Source organism: Microbacterium sp. BR1 (genome assembly GCF_002812725.1).
Taxonomy (GTDB): domain Bacteria; phylum Actinomycetota; class Actinomycetes; order Actinomycetales; family Microbacteriaceae; genus Microbacterium.
In genome coordinates, this window is the sequence record NZ_NMUN01000004.1 from 976772 (window position 1) to 997899 (window position 21128).

The 21128-nt window shown below is 70.0% G+C and carries 20 protein-coding genes; 15 read left to right on the top strand and 5 right to left on the bottom strand.

The annotated features are described in order from the left end of the window. The first annotated feature begins 8 nt into the window (after window positions 1–8). Genes CGU35_RS08840 through CGU35_RS08855 form a run of 4 tightly spaced genes read left to right on the top strand, consistent with a single transcriptional unit; the run spans window position 9 to window position 6526 of the window. A complete protein-coding gene (locus CGU35_RS08840; protein ID WP_232711203.1) occupies window positions 9–1622 on the top strand; it encodes a DNA polymerase Y family protein in 1614 nt (537 codons plus the stop codon). Next, complete coding sequence (locus tag CGU35_RS08845; RefSeq protein ID WP_100811119.1) at window positions 1622–5110, top strand: error-prone DNA polymerase; 3489 nt, start codon at window positions 1622–1624, stop codon at window positions 5108–5110. Before CGU35_RS08840 ends, CGU35_RS08845 begins: the two co-directional genes overlap by 1 nt. A gap of 48 nt (window positions 5111–5158) precedes the next feature. Then, entirely contained in the window at window positions 5159–5899 is a 741-nt protein-coding gene (locus CGU35_RS08850) for a dienelactone hydrolase family protein (protein ID WP_100811120.1), read from the top strand. A 12-nt stretch (window positions 5900–5911) separates the two neighbouring features. After that, complete coding sequence (locus tag CGU35_RS08855; RefSeq protein ID WP_100811121.1) at window positions 5912–6526, top strand: hypothetical protein; 615 nt, start codon at window positions 5912–5914, stop codon at window positions 6524–6526. Window positions 6527–6535: 9 nt separating this feature from the next. On the opposite strand, the gene CGU35_RS18130 is transcribed toward CGU35_RS08855, so the two are convergent. Next, window positions 6536–6673: a hypothetical protein gene (locus CGU35_RS18130; RefSeq protein ID WP_157813922.1), complete on the bottom strand. Its 138-nt coding sequence runs from the start codon at window positions 6671–6673 to the stop codon at window positions 6536–6538. Window positions 6674–6902: 229 nt separating this feature from the next. On the opposite strand from CGU35_RS18130, the gene CGU35_RS08865 reads away from it, so the two are divergent. Both CGU35_RS08865 and poxB read left to right on the top strand, forming a co-directional pair. Further along, window positions 6903–7373 (top strand): hypothetical protein, encoded by a 471-nt coding sequence (locus tag CGU35_RS08865; RefSeq protein WP_100811123.1) that lies wholly within the window; start codon window positions 6903–6905, stop codon window positions 7371–7373. An 81-nt stretch (window positions 7374–7454) separates the two neighbouring features. Then, a complete protein-coding gene (gene poxB, locus CGU35_RS08870) occupies window positions 7455–9188 on the top strand; it encodes a ubiquinone-dependent pyruvate dehydrogenase (RefSeq protein ID WP_100811124.1) in 1734 nt (577 codons plus the stop codon). Between the two features lie 3 nt (window positions 9189–9191). Here the strand turns inward: poxB and CGU35_RS08875 are convergent, their stop codons facing one another. Beyond that, on the bottom strand, window positions 9192–9614 hold the full coding sequence (locus CGU35_RS08875; RefSeq protein ID WP_232711204.1) for a ribosomal maturation YjgA family protein: 423 nt from the start codon (window positions 9612–9614) through the stop codon (window positions 9192–9194). A gap of 267 nt (window positions 9615–9881) precedes the next feature. On the opposite strand from CGU35_RS08875, the gene CGU35_RS08880 reads away from it, so the two are divergent. The 4 genes from CGU35_RS08880 to CGU35_RS08895 all read left to right on the top strand — a co-directional run bounded on the left by CGU35_RS08880 (window position 9882) and on the right by CGU35_RS08895 (window position 14066). Further along, the gene (locus tag CGU35_RS08880) at window positions 9882–10502 is read left to right on the top strand and encodes a helix-turn-helix domain-containing protein (RefSeq protein WP_100811125.1); all 621 of its coding nucleotides are present in this window, start codon (window positions 9882–9884) and stop codon (window positions 10500–10502) included. A gap of 82 nt (window positions 10503–10584) precedes the next feature. Next, window positions 10585–11622 carry an isopenicillin N synthase family dioxygenase gene (locus CGU35_RS08885; RefSeq protein WP_100811126.1) on the top strand — a complete coding sequence of 346 codons (1038 nt, stop codon included), beginning with the start codon at window positions 10585–10587 and terminating at the stop codon, window positions 11620–11622. Further along, on the top strand, window positions 11619–12620 hold the full coding sequence (gene add / locus CGU35_RS08890; protein ID WP_219811456.1) for an adenosine deaminase: 1002 nt from the start codon (window positions 11619–11621) through the stop codon (window positions 12618–12620). Before CGU35_RS08885 ends, add begins: the two co-directional genes overlap by 4 nt. 129 nt (window positions 12621–12749) lie before the next feature. Further along, window positions 12750–14066 carry an HNH endonuclease signature motif containing protein gene (locus tag CGU35_RS08895; protein ID WP_157813923.1) on the top strand — a complete coding sequence of 439 codons (1317 nt, stop codon included), beginning with the start codon at window positions 12750–12752 and terminating at the stop codon, window positions 14064–14066. Between the two features lie 213 nt (window positions 14067–14279). Here CGU35_RS08895 and CGU35_RS08900 read toward each other — a convergent pair whose 3' ends face one another. After that, window positions 14280–14870 carry a helix-turn-helix domain-containing protein gene (locus CGU35_RS08900; protein ID WP_100811385.1) on the bottom strand — a complete coding sequence of 197 codons (591 nt, stop codon included), beginning with the start codon at window positions 14868–14870 and terminating at the stop codon, window positions 14280–14282. Between the two features lie 79 nt (window positions 14871–14949). Here CGU35_RS08900 and CGU35_RS08905 point away from each other — a divergent pair, with 79 nt between their 5' ends. Together CGU35_RS08905 and CGU35_RS08910 are read left to right on the top strand one after the other, a co-directional pair. Further along, the gene (locus tag CGU35_RS08905) at window positions 14950–16302 is read left to right on the top strand and encodes a bifunctional NAD(P)/FAD-dependent oxidoreductase/class I SAM-dependent methyltransferase (protein WP_100811128.1); all 1353 of its coding nucleotides are present in this window, start codon (window positions 14950–14952) and stop codon (window positions 16300–16302) included. Between the two features lie 84 nt (window positions 16303–16386). Next, entirely contained in the window at window positions 16387–17193 is an 807-nt protein-coding gene (locus CGU35_RS08910) for a hypothetical protein (protein WP_100811129.1), read from the top strand. A 7-nt stretch (window positions 17194–17200) separates the two neighbouring features. Here the strand turns inward: CGU35_RS08910 and CGU35_RS08915 are convergent, their stop codons facing one another. Continuing rightward, on the bottom strand, window positions 17201–18034 hold the full coding sequence (locus tag CGU35_RS08915) for an alpha/beta hydrolase (protein ID WP_100811130.1): 834 nt from the start codon (window positions 18032–18034) through the stop codon (window positions 17201–17203). Between the two features lie 109 nt (window positions 18035–18143). Beyond that, a complete protein-coding gene (locus CGU35_RS08920) occupies window positions 18144–19244 on the bottom strand; it encodes an LLM class flavin-dependent oxidoreductase (RefSeq protein ID WP_157813924.1) in 1101 nt (366 codons plus the stop codon). A 166-nt stretch (window positions 19245–19410) separates the two neighbouring features. Here CGU35_RS08920 and CGU35_RS08925 point away from each other — a divergent pair, with 166 nt between their 5' ends. The 3 genes from CGU35_RS08925 to CGU35_RS08935 are packed head-to-tail and all read left to right on the top strand — an operon-like array spanning window position 19411 to window position 21049. Beyond that, window positions 19411–19917 carry a fluoride efflux transporter FluC gene (locus CGU35_RS08925; RefSeq protein ID WP_181003345.1) on the top strand — a complete coding sequence of 169 codons (507 nt, stop codon included), beginning with the start codon at window positions 19411–19413 and terminating at the stop codon, window positions 19915–19917. Continuing rightward, window positions 19914–20294, top strand: coding sequence for a fluoride efflux transporter FluC (locus CGU35_RS08930; protein WP_100811132.1), 381 nt, complete (start codon window positions 19914–19916; stop codon window positions 20292–20294). Before CGU35_RS08925 ends, CGU35_RS08930 begins: the two co-directional genes overlap by 4 nt. Then, a complete protein-coding gene (locus tag CGU35_RS08935; protein ID WP_181003344.1) occupies window positions 20291–21049 on the top strand; it encodes a helix-turn-helix domain-containing protein in 759 nt (252 codons plus the stop codon). The genes CGU35_RS08930 and CGU35_RS08935 overlap by 4 nt, the downstream gene beginning before the upstream one ends. Window positions 21050–21128: the final 79 nt, after the last annotated feature.

Below are 21128 nucleotides of genomic sequence, written 5' to 3' on the forward strand. Positions count from 1 at the left end.
TGGACGTCGTGCGCAGCCTGGTGCTGTGGATCCCCGATTGGCCGATCGTCGCCCTGGCGAGGGAGACAGGCGACCTCGCGCGTGGACTCGCCGAGGGCATGGACGCGCTCGCACCACCTCCCCCCGTCGCGATCATGCGCGCGAATCGGGTGGTCGCGTGCTCCGCCGCCGCGCGGGCCGAGGGAGTGCGGCGGGGGCAGCGCAGACGCGACGCCCAGGCGCGCTGTCCTGCCCTGCGGGTGGTCGCCGACGACACCGCACGCGATCATCGCGCCTTCCTGCCCGTCGTCGAGGCGATCGAGGCCCGCGCGCCGGGCGTCCAGATCATCCGACCGGGACTCTGCGCGTTGCGTGCGCGCGGGCCGGCCCGCTACTACGGCGGCGAAGAGGCGGCCGCCCGGGTGCTGCGCGATTCACTCGATGTTCTGGGAATCCCCGATACACGCGCGGGCGTCGCCGACGGTCCCTTCACCGCCGAGCAGGCAGCTCGGCGCGCGGGACCGGCCACGAGCACGGGCACGGGCACGGGCACGGGCACGGGCACGGGCACGGGCACGGGCGGCATCCTGGTGATCCCGCCGGGCGATGCGGCGGCGTTCTTGTCCGGCCTATCGGTCGTCACGCTCGAGGATGATGAGCTGATCGGTCTGCTTGCCCGACTGGGCGTGCGGACGCTCGGCGACTTCGCCGCGCTGGACGTCGAGAAGGTGCGCGGGAGGTTCGGGGAACGAGGCATCCGTCTGCATGCCCTCGCCGGGGGGCGCGACCCCCGCGCGATGGTCGCGCGCATCCCTCCGCCGGACCTCGAGCGGCAGATCGCGTTCGAGCCGCCCCTCGAGCTCGTCGACCAGATCGGCTTCGGGGTACGAACCACCGCCGACGAATTCATCCACGGCCTGACGCGAACATCCCTCGTCTGCACCGAACTGCGGGTCGAGCTGACCGACGAGGGCGGCGGGTTCTCGGAGCGGGTGTGGCTGCATCCGACGTGCTTCGACGCCCCCGACGTCGTCGACCGGGTGCGCTGGCAGCTCGAGTCCGCGATTGGCAACGATCTGAAGAGCGGGGTCGCGCTGGTGCGGTTGATTCCGCAAGCGGTGGATGCCGCATCCCACCACGAGCCGGGACTTTTCGGACAGGGTGCCGAAGAGCGCGTGCACCATGCGCTGTCGCGCGTGCAGGCGATGCTCGGACATCGCGGGGTGTCGACCCCGACGCTGAGCGGAGGCCGATGGTTGTCCGAGCGGCAGACGCTCGTGCCGTGGGGTGACCGGATATCCGTCCCCCGCTCCCGCGCACAGCCCTGGCCGGGCCACCTACCGGCTCCCCTGCCCGCGACCGTTTTTCCCGCGGGACAGGGCGCCGCGGTGACCGACCACGAGGGACGCTCGGTGAGCGTCGACGAGCGCGGTCGACTGAGCGCACCACCTGTGCGCCTGGGGCTCGAGGGCCGGCAACGTCCGGTCGCCGAATGGGCGGGCCCCTGGCCCATACGCGAGCGCACCTGGGATGCCGAACGCGGCCGCACGGCGTACCGGCTGCAGATCGTCGACGCCGATCAGACGGCCTGGATGCTCGTGAACGAGGGCGAGCGCTGGTGGGCCGAGGGCAGGTACGACTGATGGGTTTCGACAACCCGCCCGTGCCGTGGTCCGAGCTCGAACGCATACTCAGCGGCCGCCGACCCGACCCGACCCCGCCCAACGCGGACGGCGGCGACAGCCCGGCGTGGTCGCGCAAGCGCTCGGCCTACGTCAAACCGCCCGTGCTGCGCCCCGACGTCAGCGTCCCCTACGCCGAACTGCACGCACACTCGTCGTACTCATTCCTCGACGGGGCGTCCTCACCCGAGGACCTCGTCGAAGAGGCCGAACGACTGGGCCTGCACGCCCTCGCGCTGACCGATCACGACGGTTTCTACGGCATCGTGCGCTTCGCCGAGGCCGCCGAGGCCTTCGCCCTCCGCACCGTTTTCGGTGCCGAGCTCTCGCTCGAGCTCACCCGCCCGCAGAAGGGCGAGCCCGAGCCCGAGGGTGCGCACCTGGTCGTCCTCGCCCGCGGCGAAGAGGGATACCACCGCCTGGCCGGCGCGATCACGGCCGCACAGCTGCGAGGCGCCGAGAAGGGCCGACCCGTCTACGACCTCGAAGAACTCGCCGAGCAGTCCGGCGCGGGCGGGGCCGGGCGAGGTGGCAGCGCGGACGGCCACTGGGCCGTGCTGACCGGATGCCGCAAGGGTGCCGTGCGACGGGCGCTCGACGCCGAGGGGATCGACGGTGCCGCACGCGAACTCGATCGCCTGGTCGCGTTGTTCGGCCGCGACAGCGTGCACGTCGAACTGACCGACCACGGCGATCCGCTCGACTCACGCCGCAACGACACCCTCGCGGCTCTCGCGGCCGAGCGGCGCCTGAGCATGATCGCCACGAACAACGTCCACTACGCCGCCCCCGAACGCGCCCGGCTCGCGGCGGCGGTCGCGGCCGTGCGGGCGAACCGCAGCCTGGACGAGCTGGACGGATGGCTGCCCGCGCATCACGCAGCACACCTGCGCTCGGGGGCCGAGATGCACGCCCGCTTCGCCCGATATCCCGGGGCCGTGGCCGGCACCGTTCCCCTCGCCGACGAGCTCGCGTTTCCCCTGCGCCGCGCCAAGCCCGCGCTGCCGCGCCAGGAGGTGCCCGAGGGCCACACGCCGATGTCGTGGCTGCGCCACCTCGTCTGGCAGGCCGTGCCGCGGACCTATCCGCGCCTGAGCGCGGCCGAGCGGGAACGGATCGAGGGCGAGCTCGACGTCATCGAGCGCAAGGACTTCCCCGGCTACTTCCTGATCGTGCACGACATCGTCGCCGAGGCCCGGCGCCGGGGCATCCTGTGCCAGGGGCGCGGGTCCGCCGCGAACAGCGCCGTCTGCTTCCTGCTGAACATCACGGCGGTCGATCCGATCTACTACCGCCTGCCGTTCGAGCGGTTCCTGTCGTCCCTGCGCGACGAAGAGCCCGACATCGACGTCGACTTCGATTCGGATCGCCGGGAAGAGATCATCCAGTGGGTCTACGGCCGCTACGGCCGCGAGCGTGCCGCCCAGGTCGCGAACGTCATCCAGTACCGGCCGAAGAACGCCGTGCGCGACATGGCCAAGGCTCTCGGACATTCGCCCGGGCAGCAGGATGCCTGGTCGGCCCAGGTCGAGCGTTGGGGCGCCGAGCTGACCTCGTCAGACCACGACATCCCCGATCAGGTGATCGAATACGCGACCGAGCTGCTCAAGGCGCCGCGGCACCTCGGCATCCACTCGGGTGGAATGGTGCTGACGGACCGACCCGTCGGCGAGGTCGTGCCGATCGAGCACGCGCGGATGCCCGGCCGCACCGTCATCCAGTGGGACAAGGACGACGCGGCCTGGATGGGCCTGGTCAAGTTCGACCTGCTGGGCCTCGGCATGCTCGCGGCCCTGCAGCACTGCTTCGACCTGATCCGCGACGCGACGGGCGAGCGGTGGGAGCTCGCGACGCTGCCGAAGGAGGAGCCGGCCGTCTTCGACATGCTGTGCCGCGCCGACTCGATCGGGGTGTTCCAGGTCGAGTCACGCGCGCAGATGGGCCTGCTCCCGCGTCTCCAACCCCGCGCCTTCTACGACCTCGTCGTCGAGATCGCCCTCATCCGTCCGGGTCCGATCCAGGGCGGTGCGGTGCATCCGTTCGTCCGGCGCAAACTCGGCCGCGAACCCATCACGTACCCGCATCCGAAACTCGAGCCCGTGCTCGAGCGGACGCTCGGCGTACCGGTGTTCCAAGAGCAGCTCATGCAGATCGCGATGGCGGTCGGCGGATGCACGGGCGAGGAGGCCGACCTGCTGCGCCGCGCGATGGGCTCGAAGCGCGGGCTCGAGAAGATCGATTCGCTGCGGGATCGCCTGTACGAGGGGATGGCTTCGAACGGCCTCACGGGCGACGTGGCCGACGACATCTACGCCAAGATCCAGGCGTTCGCGAACTTCGGCTTCGCGGAATCGCACTCCCTGTCGTTCGGGCTGCTGGTATACGCCAGCTCGTGGATCAAGCTGCACTACCCGGCGGCGTTCCTCGCGGGTCTGCTCCGGTCGCAGCCGATGGGGTTCTACTCCCCCGCGACCCTGGTCGCCGACGCCCGGCGCCACGGGGTGGAGGTGCTGCGGCCCGACCTGCAGCGCTCGGGGGTGACCGAGCTGCTCGAGCCCGTGACCGACGATGCGCCCGGGGCGGACGCGGGCGCATCGTCGTCCGCGCGCGGTTCCGAGAGCGCGCCCCGAAGAGTGCGCCGTCCCACGGGCCTGGACTCCTGCCTCGCCCCCGAGCAACCCGCGCCGGGCCTGTTCGATGCGAAAGCACCGGACGTCTCGGCCGCATATCGTCGCGACGGCGCCTTCGCCGTGCGCCTGGGACTGAAGGGTGTCACCGGCATCGGCGAGGCGACCGCGCAGAAGATCGTGACGGAGCGGGATGCCCGGGGTCCCTATCGCGACCTGCACGACCTGGTACGGCGCACGGACGCGACGGCCGCGCAGCTCGAGGCCCTCGCGACCGCCGGTGCCTTCGAATGCCTGGGCCTGACGCGCCGCGAGGCGATCTGGCTGGCGGGGTCGGCCGCGCAGGATCGCTCGGAGTTCCTGCCGGGCACGATGATCGCCGTCCAGCCCCCGCTGTTCCCCGATCTGACCGGCTACGACACCCTGGCCGCGGACCTGTGGGCCACGGGCATCTCGACGGGAGACCATCCCCTCGCGCACTACCGTCCCGCCCTCGACGAGCGCGGCGTGCTGTCGTCCGAGGCCATGCGCACGCACGAGGAGGGCCGGCGCGTCGAGGTCGCGGGACTCGTGACGCACCGGCAGCGCCCGGCGACGGCATCCGGGGTGACGTTCCTCAATCTCGAGGACGAGCACGGGCTCGTCAACGTGATCTGCACGGTCGGCGTCTGGAACCGCTATCGCCGTGTCGTGCGCGACAGCCCCGCCCTCATCGCGCGGGGCATGCTGGAGCGATCCCCCGAGGGCGTCACCAACCTCGTGGCCGATGCCTTCGAAGACCTGCGCGTCGGGGTGCGTCACAACTCACGCGATTTCCGCTGACCGCGTGCGGCCACTCGCGCACATGTCCGATCCCCCTAGACTGCCGCCGTGGGTGAGCGCATCGAGATCAACGGAGTCGACGTCTACCGAGCCGAGCCGGCGGGACCGCCGCGCGGGGCGATCATCGTGATCCACGAGATCTGGGGCCTCGTGGATCAGATCACGCGGATCGCCGATCGCTGGGCCGACGAGGGATACCTCGCGCTCGCTCCCGATCTGCTGAGCGGCATCGGGGTCACCCCCGAGGTCGGCGAGGAGCTCGCGGCCCTCAACGCGGACCCCGACGAAGAGAAGCGCGCGTCGCTGCAGCCGCGTCTGAGGGAAGCGCTCGCCCCCATCCGCTCCCCCGAGTACGCGTCGGAGGCCGTGGCGCGCCTGCGTGCCGTCGTCGACCACCTCGCCGGCCTGCCCGAGATCGGCGGACGCATCGCCGTGACGGGGTTCTGTTTCGGGGGAACCTACAGCTTCGCCCTCGCCGCGGACGACGACCGGGTCCGCGCCGCCGTGCCCTTCTACGGGACGGCGCCCGAACCCGAGGCAATCGCGCGGATCGCGTGCCCCGTCCTCGCGCTCTACGGCGAGCTCGATCCGGCCATCGTCGATCGGCTTCCCGAGGTGCGCAAGGACATGCGGGCCAACGACATCGCCTTCTCCGACCACGTGTACCCGGGGGCGCGGCACGCGTTCTTCAACGAGACGAACCCCCACACCTACGATCCGGATGCGGCCGCAGACGCGTGGCGGCGAGCCACGACCTTCGTCGGCGAACGGCTGCACGTCGACGCCTGATCGCGAGGCCGCATGTCGCCGCACGCGGACACACCCCGACCCCCGAGCGATCCCGGCCCGCACCTGCTGCTGTGGTGGCTCCCCGTGGGCGCGGGCGGTCACGTCGTGATCCACACCAGCCGCTGGTGGGAGGTGATCGATGCATCCGTGCACCGACGTCGACCGCGACCCCTGTTCCACGCCGCGCTCGAACTCGTCGTCGACGGACGGCGGGACATCATCGAGATGGCTCCCGCGTGGGGCGCACCCGCGGTCGATCGCGGAGTCGTGGCGACGGGGCCGGTGGGCATGCGCGCGCTCGGACGCTCGCGATTCTTCCGCTACGAGGTGCGATGCTGGCGCGACGGGGTCCTCCCCGACCGCGCCTGGGCGGTGGGTGCGCCCGTGCGCCTGGACGTGGGTCTCGAACGCGCCCGCCATATGTCCGACGTCGTCGCCTCCGTGCCCGGCTTCGTGTGGGGCCGGGATCCCCTGCGGGTCGGCGACATGTGGAACTCGAACTCGCTCGCGTCGTGGGTGCTCACCCGGAGCGGGGTCGAGGCATCCGCGCTCCGTCCACCGGACGACGGACGCGCACCGGGCTGGGCGAGCGGGATCGCGGCGGCAGCGATCCGATCCGCTCACTGAGCGCGACGCTCAGGGCTGGGGCCGCCGGGTGTCGTACGCCCAATCGTCCGCGATCGCGCCCCGGTCGTCGCGCAGCACGACGGCCATCGTCGCCGCGACGACGAGAGCGACCAGGGCGAGCGCCACGAGCAGGACGACGATGAGCATGAGGACCTCCGGGATCGGGTGGATGGTTCGATCCGATCGCAGTGACGCCCCGCCGACAACAGGCCAATCGAAGTGGACTGGCCATTCGGCCCGGTGAAGGCCCGGATTGCCGGGGGCTCGGTCGATCGACACAGGCCAGAGCGTCGGGATTGGACCGATCCAGATATGCACGGCCCGTGACCGGACATCCCGTCGCGCGGTGCTCCTACGATGGCCGCGAGGAGGAATCGTGGGGTTCTCGCTTGCCGGGCTGGCCGTGTCGCTCGCCGTCCTGGCACCCAATGCGCTTCTGATCTTCTTCCGACCCGTCGATGCCGCGCCGCCGACCCGCACTCCGCGCCCGCTCACCTGGCTGGAGCGGGCCGGCCAGGCCCTCTGCCTCGTCACTCCCGCCCTGACCGGGCAGGAACCCGGTGATCCGTGGTGGTTCGCCGCGGTGGCAGCCTGCATCGCCGTGTACCTCGGACTCCGGGTGCGCTACCTCGCGACCGGGCGGCACGTCGCATCGCTCTACGCGCCCCTCGGGCCCGTTCCGGTGCCGATGGCGCTGTTCCCGATCGCGGCGTTCCTGTCGGCCGCCGGCTGGCTCGGATCGTGGTGGATCGCGCTCGCGGCGACGATCCTGGCTGCGGGCCACATCCCGATCGCCGTCGCCACGGAACGAGCGATCCACGCACCCTCGTCCCCTCTCGGGGGATGACACGGACGGCAAGCGCAACCCCTCTCGCGTGAGGCTCGCCACGCGTATCGTGGCCGATCATCGTCCCGGAAAGGACCTCGCATGTCGCACAGCGTCGCAGAACTGTTCGTCGAAACGTTGAAGAGCGCGGGAGTCACGCGGATCTGGGGGTTGCCGGGCGACTCGCTGAACGGATTCACCGACGTTCTGCGCCGCGACAAGGACATCCGCTGGATGCACGTGCGGCACGAGGAGTCCGCGGCCTTCGCGGCCGCCGCCGAGGCCGAGATGACCGGCGAGCTCGCGGTCGTCGCGGGCAGCGGCGGCCCCGGCAACCTGCACTTCATCAATGGCCTGTTCGATGCCCAGCGCAGCCGCGTGCCCGTGCTCGCGATCGCGTCGCACCTGCCGTCCGCCGAGATCGGCAGCAACTACTTCCAGGAGACGCACCCGCAGGAGCTGTTCCGCGAGTGCAGCGTCTACAGCGAGCTGGTCGCCGACCCGAGCCAGCTGCCCTGGGTGCTCGAGATCGCCATGCGCACCGCGATCGAGAAGCGCGGTGTCGCTGTCGTCGTCGTGCCCGCAGACGTGTTCTTCGCGGATGCCCCGAACCGTCGCCCGTCCGCGCCGATCCGGGCGGCGGAACCGCGCGTCGTGCCGTCCGAGTCCGAGCTGCGGGCCGCCGCCGACCTGCTCGACGCAGCCGGCAAGGTCACGATCCTCGCGGGCGCGGGCGTCGCGGGCGCCCATGCCGAGGTGATGGCGCTGGCCGACCGGCTGCGTGCCCCCATCGTGCATGCGTTCCGCGGCAAACAGCACATCGAGTACGACAACCCGTACGACGTGGGGATGACCGGGCTTCTCGGCTTCGCCTCGGGGTACCGCGCGATGGAGCACTGCGACACGCTGCTCATGCTCGGCACGGACTTCCCGTACCGCCAGTTCTATCCCAGCAAGGCGAAGATCATCCAGATCGACATCCGCGGCGAACAGCTGGGACGCCGCACCCCGATCGATCTCGGCCTGGTGGGCGGGGTGCGCGAGACGGCGGCGGCCCTCCTGCCCTTGCTGAGCGACGGACGCAGCGACGCGCACCTCACGGACTCCGTGGCGCACTACGCGAAGACCCGCCGCGAGCTCGACGGGTTCGCGAACGACGACGGCAAGGAGCCGATCCATCCGCAGTACGTGGCACGTCTGATCGACGAGCTCGCGGCGAAGGACGCCGTCTTCACGGCGGATGTCGGGACCCCGGTCATCTGGGCCGCCCGCTACCTGCGGATGACCGAGCAACGGCGCCTGATCGGATCGTTCACGCACGGCTCGATGGCGAACGCCATGCCGCACGCCCTCGGCGCCCAGGCGACCGATCCCGATCGCCAGGTCATCGCCCTCGCGGGTGACGGGGGCCTGGCGATGCTGATGGGCGACCTGCTCTCGATCCGCCAGAACGACCTGCCGATCAAGATCGTCGTGTTCAACAACTCCTCGCTCAGCTTCATCGAGCTCGAGATGAAGGCGGCGGGGATCGTTCCATTCGGGACCGAGCTGCACAATCCGGACTTCGCCGAGGTCGCGCGGTCGATGGGCATCACGGGGATCCGCGTCGAGAAGGCGGCCGAGCTCGAGGACGCCCTCACGCGCGCTCTCGCAGATCCCGGCCCCGTCCTGCTCGACGTGGTGGTGGCGCGCGACGAGCTCTCGATCCCGCCGTCGATCACGGCGGCGCAGGCGAAGGGGTTCGCGCTCTACGCCCTGCGGACGGTCATGTCGGGCCGGGGCGACGAGCTTCTCGACCTCGCCGACACCAACGTGTGGCGGCGCATCTTCGGGTGAGTCCTAGGCGCGAGCGCGTCGCCCGCCCCGGAGCACGCCGTCGGCCACGGCGACGACGGCGATCGTGACGAGGTAGACGACGAGGTCGCGCGCGTCGAAGACCGTGCCGAGCACGAGCATCGCGGGCGGGAACTCCGCCCCGAGGTCCAGGGGTACTCCGGTCAGTTGGAACACCTCGACCGCCACGCACCAGGCCGCCGCGATCAGCCCGACGACGACGGCCCGCACGCGGGGCAGGAGGATCGTGACCGCGAGGTAGACCGCGACCGCGTAGAGCGCGTCACCCGCGATGTCGGATGCGGCGCCGTCGGCCGCCAGCAGATGCACCGCCAGACCGGCGCCGACCGTCAGCAGGAGCAGCCCCACCGCGATGAGGCGACGGCGGAGGGGCCCCGCCGCGACCATGGTTGCCGAGTCATCCGTCATCCCTCCACCGTAGGCGCCCACCCGCATAGTGACGGCGCGACGAACGCCCCGCTGCTCTGCGAGCGCGGCCCATCGCGTCAGCGGCGTCGAGATCCGCAATGCCGACGTCAAAGTCAATTCGACGACGGCGGAGGGACGCGAGCGGATGGTGACCGAGGTCGCCGCGGCAACCGAACCTCCTGTTCTGGTGTGTGCGGCTCACGACAGGCGTAGGACGAACCCGGGGCGCCGGATGCCTCGGCGGCGCCCTGCCCCTAGCCTGAGACGGTGAGCGAAGACATCCCCCGCCCCGCTGCGGACCCAGACGCGACCGACGATGATCGTGCCGAGACGAGCATCGCCGCAGCGATCGGCCGGGCCGTGGCATCCGCTCGCGCCGATCGGAAGCTGTCGATGCGTGCGCTCGCCGCCGAGGCCGGGATCAGCCAGCCGTTCCTCAGTCAGATCGAGAACGGCCACACGCTCCCCTCGATGCTGACCCTCTACCGGCTCGCGGGGGCACTCGGCCTGTCTGCGGCCGAACTCATGCCGGCCGAGGTCGGGCCCGCGTCGATCCACGTCCAGCGGCGCAAGGACGCACGCCGGGTGCCGGTCACCGAGTCCGCGACCGCGGGGATCGGACGCATCCTCACAGCCTCGGGCCGTCGCGTCGTCGCGACCGAGTACATCGTGGGCGCGGACGACGACATGGGCGATTGGTTCCAGTCGGATGGCGAGCTGCTCGTGTACGTCGCGGATGGCCGGATCATCGTGACGATCGAGGGCCAGGGCGAGTGGGAGCTCGGCACGGGCGACGCCATGACGTACCCCGGGGAGCTGCGGAACGTGTGGCGCGTGATCGGACCGGATAGCGCAACGATCCTGCTCGTCCACTCCCCCGATGCGTGACGCTCCGTCCGGCGTGGTGCCGGATTCTTCGTAACAAGTTATTTACACAAGCAATCATTGATTGCTCTGTACAATCAAACATATGAGCGAAACCTTCGTCGTCCCGACCGTCGACATCTCTGCCTACGTGACCGATTCCAGCGCCGAGAACAAGGCCGCCGTCGCGCGCGCACTCGATGACGCCTGCCGCACCGTCGGCTTCATCCAGATCGTGGGGCACGGCGTGCCGACCGCGGTGACGGACGGCCTGGCCCAGGCGATGGACGACTTCTTCGGCCAGGAGCTCGAGGCCAAGAAGGCGTGGAAGCGACCCGCGAAGGAGAACCGCGGGTACAGCCCGCCCAAGAGCGAGTCGCTCAGCTACTCCCTGGGCGTCGATCCCGTCACGCGCATGAACGACTTCTTCGAGGCGTTCAACATCGGCAGCTCCGAGGCCGACTTTCCGGGCTTCGTCGACACGACCGGCGACTACGCCGCCAACACGTGGCCCGACACCCCCGGATTCGAAGAGCGCGTCACGACCTACTTCGCCGAGGCTCGTCGTGTGGCATACACGCTGCAGGACGCCTTCGCCGACGCGCTCGGCGTCGACCGGTCCGTGTTCGGCGCCGTATCGGATCATCCGATCAACGTCCTGCGCATGAACAACTACGCGCTGCCCCCGGGCAGCATCGAGCTCGGCGCCGACCTCACGGGAATGGGCGAGCACACGGACTACGGCATGGTCACGGTGCTCTGGGCGGATCGCGTCGAGGGCCTGCAGGTGCTGGGACGCGACGGGCACTGGCACGATGTCATGCCCGCCGAGGGCGCCCTGCTGATCAACCTCGGCGACATCGCGGCCCGCGTCACGAACGACGAATGGATGTCGACGCTGCACCGCGTCAAGCCGCCGATCGTGAACGGCACGATCAAGCGCCGCCGCTCGGCCGCGTTCTTCCATGACTGGAACGCGGATGCGACGATCCGCACCCTCCCGTCGATCCTCGAGCACTCCGAGCCCATCTATGAACCCGTGACCGTCGCCGAGCACGTGCAGGCGAAGCTGCGCGGGTCGCGCGCGGGTGTCAAGAACACCGCGGCCGCGCGCGAGCAGGCGCGCGTCGAGGCCGCGCTGTGACGCATCCCGCCTCCTCGCCTCTGATCCCCAAGGCCGAGGTGCACATGCACCTCGAGGGGGCACTGGAATCCGAGCTTCTCGTGACGCTCGCGCGCCGGAACGGCGTTGCGCTGCCGACGTACGATCCCGCCGTGCTCGACGCCCGCTACCGATTCGGCGAGCTGCAGGACTTCCTCGACGTCTATTTCGACAACCTCGCGGTCATGCGAACGGCCGAGGACTTCTACGACCTCGCGGCACTTTACCTACGTCGCGCGCGCGAGAACGGCGTCACCCGTGCCGAGTCGTTCTTCAACCCGATGACGCACGTCGGCGCGGGCGTACCACTCGCCGCCGTTATGGAGGGCTACGGCGCCGCGTTCGCCGAGGCGCGTCGCGAGGGTCTCTCGTGCGACATGATCCTCGACTTCACGCGCGATCTCGGGGCCGAGGCCGCCGACCAGATGCTGACCGACTTCGCCCCGTTCCGCGACATGATCATCGGCGTGGGGCTCGATTCGACCGAGGTCGGCTACCCGCCCGTGCTGTTTCGCGATGTCTTCGCCCGCGCCGCGGCGGATGGCCTGCACCGCACGTGTCACGCCGGCGAGGAAGGCGACCCCGAGTACGTTCGCCAGGCTCTGGACGACCTCCGCGTCGAGCGGATCGACCACGGCCTGCGCGCGGTCGAAGACCCGGAGCTACTGAAGCGCATCGCGGCCGAGCGGATTCCCGTCAACGTGTGCCCGCTGTCGAACGTCGCGTTGCGCGCCGTCGATCGGATGGAGCAGCACCCGCTTTTTGCGATGCTCGAGACGGGCGTCGTCGCGACGATCTCCAGCGATGACCCCGCGTACTTCGGAGGCCAGATCGGGGCGAACTTCGCCGCCCTCGAGGAGATCGGCACGCCGCGAGACATCCTGCTCGGATGCATCGAGAACTCCTTCGAGGCGGCGTTCATCGATGGCGCAGAACGAGAGCGGCATCTGGGCGCAGTGCGCGCCGCAGCTATCTCGTGAGCGCGCTCGGTCGCTGATTCGCGCGTCTCTGTGAGTATGTGAGAACTCTCATCTTTCGCGCTCGGTTTTGGCGTGATTTCGGTGCTTTTCGGGCGTCGGATGTCGGTGGTCGTCCGTAGAGTTTCGAACATGCATTCGAACAGCTTCGCTCCCACCGACACCGTGGGCGTCGACATGGCCGACGTCGACATGGCCGACGTCGATGTTGCCGCGCGTGATCTCGCGGTGCGGTTTGCGGAGGCGTCGCGGGCGGTGGCGCGGGCGCAAGCGGCGCAGGCGCGAGTACTGGCGGATGCAGCCGACCTCGGAATGCGGCGCGTTGCCGAGCTGGTGTCGACCTCGTCGCGTGAGGCGGAGTTGCCGGTGCGGGCGTTGGCGGCGGAGCTGGGTGTCGCGGCGAACATGTCCGACCGGACGGTGCAACGCCGCATGAACGACGCCGCGGTGTTGGCCGAGGCGTTCCCGGTGACGTTCGACGCGTGGGATGCGGGGCGTATCGGTGCGGGGCATGTTGCGGTGATCATGGAACACGGACTCCCGCTTGTGGATGCGGAGGCGCGGTCGAAGTTCGAAGCTGCAGCGTTGGCCCGGGCAGAGGGAACCACGCCCGGCCGTTTGGGGTCTGCGTTGGCGCGGCTCGCGGAGGCGTTGCAGCCGCGGACGTTGGCGGAGCGGCACCGGGAGGCGCGTGCTTCGCGGGGTGCGTGTGTGCGGGACATCGGGGACGGGATGGCGGAGTTCACCTCTGTGCAGCCCGCGGTGTTGGCGCACGCGATGCACGACCGGATCACACAACAAGCAAAGGCGATCAAGAACGCCGACCCCACGGACACCCGGACCCTGGATCAGATCCGTGCGGATCTGGTCGCGGAGATGGTCTTGACGTGTGCTCCGGACGCCGAAACCGGGGTGGGACTCTCAGACGGCTTCGGCGGGCTGGGTGCGATCCGGGCGATCGTGAACGTCACCGTTCCCGCTCTCGCGTTGGCCGGGGTGACCGATGAACCCGCGGAACTGGCCGGGCGGTGCCCGATCGACCCCGCCACCGCCCGCGCTCTCGCCGGACACGCGACGGGGTGGGAACGGGTCCTGGCCGACCCGATCACCGGGTGCGTTCTCGCCGTCGACCGATACACACCCTCGGTGGATATGAAACGGTTCCTGCGCGCTAGGGATCAGCACTGCCGGTTCCCCGGCTGCCGGCAACCCGCACACCGATGCGACCGCGACCACACCCACGACTACGCATTGGGTGGGCCCACGGATGCCTGCAACCTCGCGTGCCTCTGCAAGAGACACCACACCCTGAAAGGCGAAACAGGCTGGACCGTCCGACAACTCGGCCGCGGAATCCTCGAATGGACCTCACCGGGTGGGCACGTCTACATCGACAAACCACCCCCGGCAGTCCACTTCACCCCCAACACCGACCCACCACCCTTCTAGGCATGGGGTCGCTGCGCCCGCACGCCCAGCCACGGAGCCCGCCGAAGTGACCCGTTGTGCGTGTCCGGCCACAGAGTATGTCGCCGTGACGGTTGTACCGTGCCCGGTCACTGCGTGTGTCGAAGTGAGCGGTTGTGCCCCGTCACTGTGTGTGTCGAAGTGAGCGACGTGCCCTGTCCGGCCCCGCCGCGCGAGGCTCCGGCGCGCACAGGCTCAGGGAGCGTGAACCTCTGCATCCTTTGCAACCGCAACGGCGCCATGCGTGTGCATGCGCGCGCCCGACTCGTTGAAGATACTGATGATCTGTGCGGGCCGATTGCCCGCGGCACCGATCGCGTGCGGGATGCGGGTGTCGAACTCCGCCGCCTCACCCCGCGAAAGCACGAGATCCTGCTCCCCGAGCCGCAACCTCAATCTTCCCGCGAGGACATACAGCCACTCGTAGCCGTCATGAACACGCAATTCGGCGCATCGGTCCGGATCTGGCGAATACGTGATCTTGTACGTATTCACTGACGAACCCTCGGGCGCGAGCGGTGCGATCACCATGCCATCCCGATGGATCACCGAGCGCCGCACGCGAGGGTCAACGGTCGGCGGAGCGACGAGATCGTCGATCCGTACTCCGAGTTCCCGGGTCAGCGGCACGAGCAACTCGAGACTGGCTTGACGCTTGCCGGACTCGAGTCGCGACAGCGTACTGACCGACATCTGCGAACGCGTGGCCAATTCCTCGAGGGTCCAACCGCGCGCATGGCGGGCGGCCCGTAGCCGTGCTCCGACCTGATCGAGACCGTCCGCCATGTCCATCCCTCACTCGCCGTACTTGCCAATACCGCAAACCCGTTTGCTATTCTGACACGCGCAGCGCCACGCTGGGGTCATGCACAATCACGTCACCGCTTCCGCGAGCGAGCCCTGGGACACGATCATCATCGGCGGGGGCGTCGCCGGCCTCAGCGCCGCACTCATGCTCGGGCGCGCACGCCGCCGCGTCCTCGTCATCGACGCGGGTCAACCGCGCAACCGCTTCGCCTCGCACATGCACGCCGTGCTCGGACACGAGGGGATCGACCCCGCCGAGCTGCTCCGTATCGGCCGCGCCGACGCATCCGCCATCGGTGTCGAGTTCATGGATGCCTCGGTGACACGCGTCGACGACTCGGGCGAACCGGACCCGGGTGACCTGACCGTGACGACCGACGACGGGACGTCGTACGCCGCTCGCACGCTCATCGTTGCGACGGGAATCACCGATCGCCTCCCCGACATCCCCGGGCTGGCCGAACGCTGGGGCACGAGCGTGTTGCACTGCCCCTACTGCCACGGTTGGGAAGTGCGCGACCGGCGCCTGGGCGTGCTCGCAACCTCGCCCATGGCACTCCACCAGGTGCAACTGCTTCGCCAGTGGAGCAACGACGTGGTGCTCTTCGCGGGACTCGTCCCGACCCTCGACGCACCGACACGGACTCGGCTCGGTGCTCGGGGAATCCGGATCGTCGACCAGGCCGTCGTCGAGGTTCTCGGCAGCGGCAACACCCTCACCGGGGTCCGGCTCGAGGACGGGACCGTCGTCGAGATCGACGCGATCTTCACGGGCGGCGCGCCCGAACCGCACGATCGGATGCTCGAGGCCTGGTCGGGGCGCGTCAACGCGACGCTCGAAGCCATCGCGCGCGACCTCGAACCGGGCCGCGCCCTGGACCTCGGATGCGGCGAAGGGGGCGACGCCATCTGGCTCGCCGAGAACGGATGGCACGCTACGGGCGTCGACCTCTCGCCGACCGCGATCGACCGGGCCCGGACGGCTGCCACCGCACGTGGGCTGACCGCGCGTACGACGTTCGTGGTGTCCGACCTGTCGACGTACACCGACACGGACACCGGCACGGATCCGGATGCGAAAACTGACGATTACGATCTGGTCACCGCATCCTTCCTGCAGTCCCCCGTCCACCTGCCGCGCGAGCAGATCCTGCGCGCAGCGACGGAGCTCGTCGCACTGCACGGACGGCTGCTGATCGTCGGGCATGCCGCGCCGCCGGCCTGGGCGCCGCCCGAACACATGCGAGCCGTCGTCTTCCCGACCCCCGAGGGCGACCTCGCGGCACTCCACCTCGACCCGACACGGTGGCAGACGCTCGTCTGCGAGGTACGGGAGCGCGCCGCCACGGCCCCGGACGGCTCGCAGGCCGTTCTGCTCGACAGCGTGGTGCTCGTACAACGCACCTCGTGACGACGGGGCTTGATCACGAGTCCGGACCTGGTGGCGTATCAGAGACGTGATGACGGGTCGGGGCCTGCCCCGTAGCCTGGGAGCATGACTCCTCGCACCGAGAGCACGACACACACCCCGCCCGCCGTTCGGGGCCTGCGACGCGCGGCGATCGTCGTCGTGATCGTGTCGCTGCTGCTGGCCGGGGTGCTCGGGATCGTCGCCCTGCTCTCGGGCGAGTTCGGCGAGACGCAGAGCCGCATCCTGCTCACGACGCTGGCCGTCGCCGCTTTCGGACTCACCGCGCTGTGCCACCTCGCCATCGCCTCGCACCGGTTCCGGGTCGTCGGCTACATCGGCATCGCCGCCAGCGTCGCCGCGCTCGTGCCCGCGCTCGTGCTGATCTGGTCGTGGTTCAACGTCAGCGAAACGACGAGCGAGTGGTTCCGCGCCCTCGGTTTCTTGACGATCCTCGCGGTCACACTCGCGCAGGCCAACCTGCTTCTCCGCTACGCGTCATCAACCCGCGCGATCGTACGCATAGGTCTCGCGATCACGCTGGTCGCTGCGGTGATCGTCGCGATCATGCTGTGGCTGCCGATCCTGACCGACGGCGACATCCCGGGCGCGGACACGGGGTATTGGCGGTTCTTCGGCGTGATCGCGATCGTCGACGTGATCGGAACGATCGCGGTACCGATCATCGGACTCGTCGTGCGGGGACGGCCGGACGACGGCGCGCGACTGATCCTCGACGTCCCGGCCGAGCTCCTCGTCCGCCTCGACGCGGCAGCGGCCGCCTCCGGCAAGGGTCGCGAGGCTACCGCCGTGGACGCGCTGCGGCGCGGGCTGGACGGGCAACCGACCAGTCCGCAGTCCGCGCAAGCCCCGGAAGCCGGACCCACGACCTAGGCTGCCGCTACGCCGAGCCCTTCAGGTGCGCCGCCGTCGCACCGAGGACGGCGGGAGCGTCGAACAGCGGATCCTCGTGGGTCGCTCCGCGCACGAGCAGCATCGACACGGGCGAGCCCGCAGTCAGCAGGACGTCGCGCAGGGCGTCGGAGTGAGATGCGGGAATCAGGGCGTCCTCGTCACCATGGATCAACAGCACGGGACACACGTCGGGCGCCGCGTGGGAGACCGGGCTGGCATCCCGCAGGCGCGCGACCGACTCGTCGTCCTCTTCCTCGCCCAGCCCGAGCAGCATGCGCTCGAAGGGCGGGATCGCCGCGCCGGGCGGCAGAAACGCGGGCATCCGGGCGCCCGGCGAGGCCGGGGCATCCGTCATCAGCGTCAGGTCGGTCGGCGGGAACCACGCGACGACCGCATCGACGACCGCCCCTGCTCCGGCTTCACCGGTCTCTGCCGCTGTCAGGGCCGCCATCAGCGCCACGTGTCCGCCCGCCGAGCAGCCCCAGAGCGCGATGCGTCCCGAGACCGCGACCCCGCGGTCGGCGAACAGGCGCGGGACGGCGTCGATGGCCGCGCGCACGTCGTCGAGCTGTGCCGGCCACCGCGCCTCGCGCGACAGGCGGTACTCGATCGACGCCACCGCGATTCCCGCCCCCGCGACCGGCGCCAGCCTCTCCTCCGCACGATCGGCGCGCGAACCTCGCGCCCATCCTCCGCCGTGCAGGTAGATGGCGACGGTGAGAGGACCGGGGGTGACGACCGGCCAGTGCAGGTCGCATCGCAACTCGCGACCCGCGATCGACGCGTAGATGACGTCCGTCTCTGTGTGCACGGGGTTCATCGGCGGCGTCCCTTCCCGGTCACGGCATCCGTCCCCGTCTCGGTATCGTTCCCCGTCACGGCGTCCCTTCCCAACACGGCATCGCTTCCCAACACGGCATCGCTTCCCATCACGGCGTCGTCACACGGGCATCGGCGGCGCCCGCGAGGGCCACGCGGTCCGTCCCACGAGCGAGGGCATCGGCCGCGGAACGGATGTCCGGCATGATGCCCGCGAAGGCGCGCAGGTTCGACAGGCTCTCGTCCACGTCCATGTCGCCCTGGTAGAGCTGCACCTCGAGCATGTTGGCGTCCACGAGCTCGAGCTGCGCGACGATCTGATCCCGGACGCTTGCGGCCGTGCCGACGATCGCGGTGCCGCGCTCGAGCATGACGGCGCCTTCGAACCCGGCGTCGAAGGTCGAGATGCCGTGGTCGTGCCAGAGGCGCAGAACGCGCGTGGCGTAGAACTCCTGCACCGCGAGGAACCGGTCGCGTGCCGCCGCATCGCTCTCGCCGATCAGCACCGACGTCGTCTGTCCCACCCGTGGCGTGCCGTCGACATGGGCGTTCAGTCGCCCCTCGTCGCCCGCCGCATCTCGCCAGGCGCTCCAGTAGGCGTCGACCGTCTGCACGAACTCCCCCGCGTTCCAACGACCGAGGAAATTGACGGCGTTGCGGCCTGCCCACTCCGCCGTGCGCGGGTTGCTCGAGGCGTACCAGAGCGGCGGGTACGGCTGCTGCACGGGCAGGACCGACAGCGACGCGTGTTCGCGATCGGGATGCTCCGGATGCTTCAGCACACCGGTCGTCCAGGCATCGAGCAGCGCGACCAGGGCCCGGTCGTAGAGGCCGCGCGCCGCGTCATCCGTGACGCCGAAGTACCCCAGCTCGATCGGACTGATCCCGCTGCCGACCCCGAGGTCGACGCGCCCGCCCGAGAGGTGGTCGAGCGTTGCGATCTCCTCGGCCAGGCGCAGGGGTTCGTACGCCGGGAGGACGTAGACCATCGCCCCGATCCGCATCCGCTCGGTGCGTTGGCTGAGTGCCGCGAGGAAGAGGTTCGGTGAGGGGATGACCGACAGGTCGGTGCCGTGGTGCTCGGTCGCGTGGTAGTGCCCGAAGCCCAGGCGTTCGGCCTCGACGGCGAGCCGCAGGCGAGCATCGATCACTTCTCCGGGCGTGCCCCGCCCCAGGTCGAACGAGTCGAAGATGCCGAACTCGAATGTCATGGTGCTCCCTTGCTCCGCGGCGCCGCGTCCCGGCATGGCTTCCGGTGGTCGCGCCTCCTGCGACGATAGCCCGGGACCGGATCGCCGCGGTGCTCCGACTCCCACCGGATGGATGCGTCCGACCGTTCGCGACCCCGTCGTGCATCTGGCAGGATGAGCCCGACACATGAACGGAAACGACGAGGATCTGCCCCTCGATCCCGACCTCGATGCAGCGGAGTCGGCGAGCGGTGCACCGCGACCCATCCACCTTCGTCCGAGCGCCCTTCTGCTGGTGTTCGCGGGCGGCACGCTCGGCACCGCGGCTCGCGAGGCCCTGAGCCTGACGTTCCCGCCCATCGACGGCATCCCGTACGCCATTCTCGCGGTCAATATCACCGGCGCCCTTCTGCTGGGCCTGTTGCTCGAGTCCCTCGTGCGCCGCGGCCCCGATCACGGCGGCCGTCGACGCGTGCGCCTGTTGGTCGGCACGGGCGTGATGGGCGGCTTCACGACGTACAGCGCCCTCGCCGCCGACACGGCGCGTCTGATCGGCTCGGGCTCGCCCGCACCCGGTCTGGCGTACGGCGTCGGAACCGTGCTGATCGGTGCGGTCGCGACCTGGGCGGGGATCGCCATCGCGGCCGCGTTCCACCGACGCACGCTCGGCGTCGCGACCGAGGACGACCGGTGACCCCCCTGATCTTCGCGCTCGTCGCCCTCGCGGGCGGCCTGGGTGCGGCAGCGCGACTCGCGCTCGACGGCATCATCCGCACCCGCGTTTCGAGCGCTTTCCCCTGGGCGACGATCATCATCAACGTCACTGGGTCACTGCTGCTCGGAGTCCTCGCGGGACTCGCGGCGGGTCACCTGGTCTCGGATGCCTCGTACGCGATCGTCGGCGCGGGGTTCCTCGGCGGATACACGACGTTCTCGACGGCGAGCTTCGAGACCGTGCGCCTGCTCCAGGAACGCAAGTGGCTGGCGGGCGCCGTCAACGGCCTCGGCGTGCTGGCAGCCACGACGCTCGCAGCGGCACTCGGCGTGTGGATCGGCGGCACCCTCTCGTGACGCCCACCCCCGAACCGTCGCTGCTGTCGGTCGAGATCGTCACCCCGCGGCTTCCCTCGGAGGGGCAGTTCTGGCCCGAGCACACCCACGACGCGCATGAACTGCTGTCGGCCATCACACAGGGCATCACGGTGGCAACCGAGCACGCCATCCACGTACTGCCCCGCGGTTCGGCGATCTGGCTCCCCGCGGGATGCCCCCACGCTGTTCGTGCGGGGGCGGGCAACACGATGCGGTGCACGTGGTTCGAGACATCCGCCCTGCCCGACGCCCTCACGCAGCCGACGGTTCTGACGACCTCGGCCCTGCTCGATGGCGTGCTCCGTCACCTCGACGCAGAGCGCAGGCCTGACCGACGCGAGCGCGCGGAGGCATTCGCGCTCGACCTGCTCAGCGTGGATGCGCAGGCCGATACCGGACTGCCGCAGCCGAGCACCCATTGGCTGCGGGATGTCACGACGACTCTGGCCGCGTCGCCGCGCGACAATCGCACGGTCGAGCAATGGGCGGCGTCGTGTGCCGTCAGCGTGCGGACCTTCACCCGGCGCTTCCAGGCCGAGACGGGCATGGCCTTCTCGGAGTGGCGCACCCGCCTGCGCGTGCAGGCGGCGATGGCCGACCTCGCGGCCGGAAGCGCGGTCGCGTCCGTGGCGCGGAGTGTGGGCTTCGAGTCACCGTCCGCCTTCACGACGGCGTTCCGACGGGAGACCGGCGTCACCCCCCTTGCTTTCGTCCGAGGCAGTCGGGCATCCTGACCGAATCGCGAGACTACTCGACCCGTTGGCGCAGGATTTCGGCCTGACTCGGTCGTCACCATCTTCGATAATTAGGTAA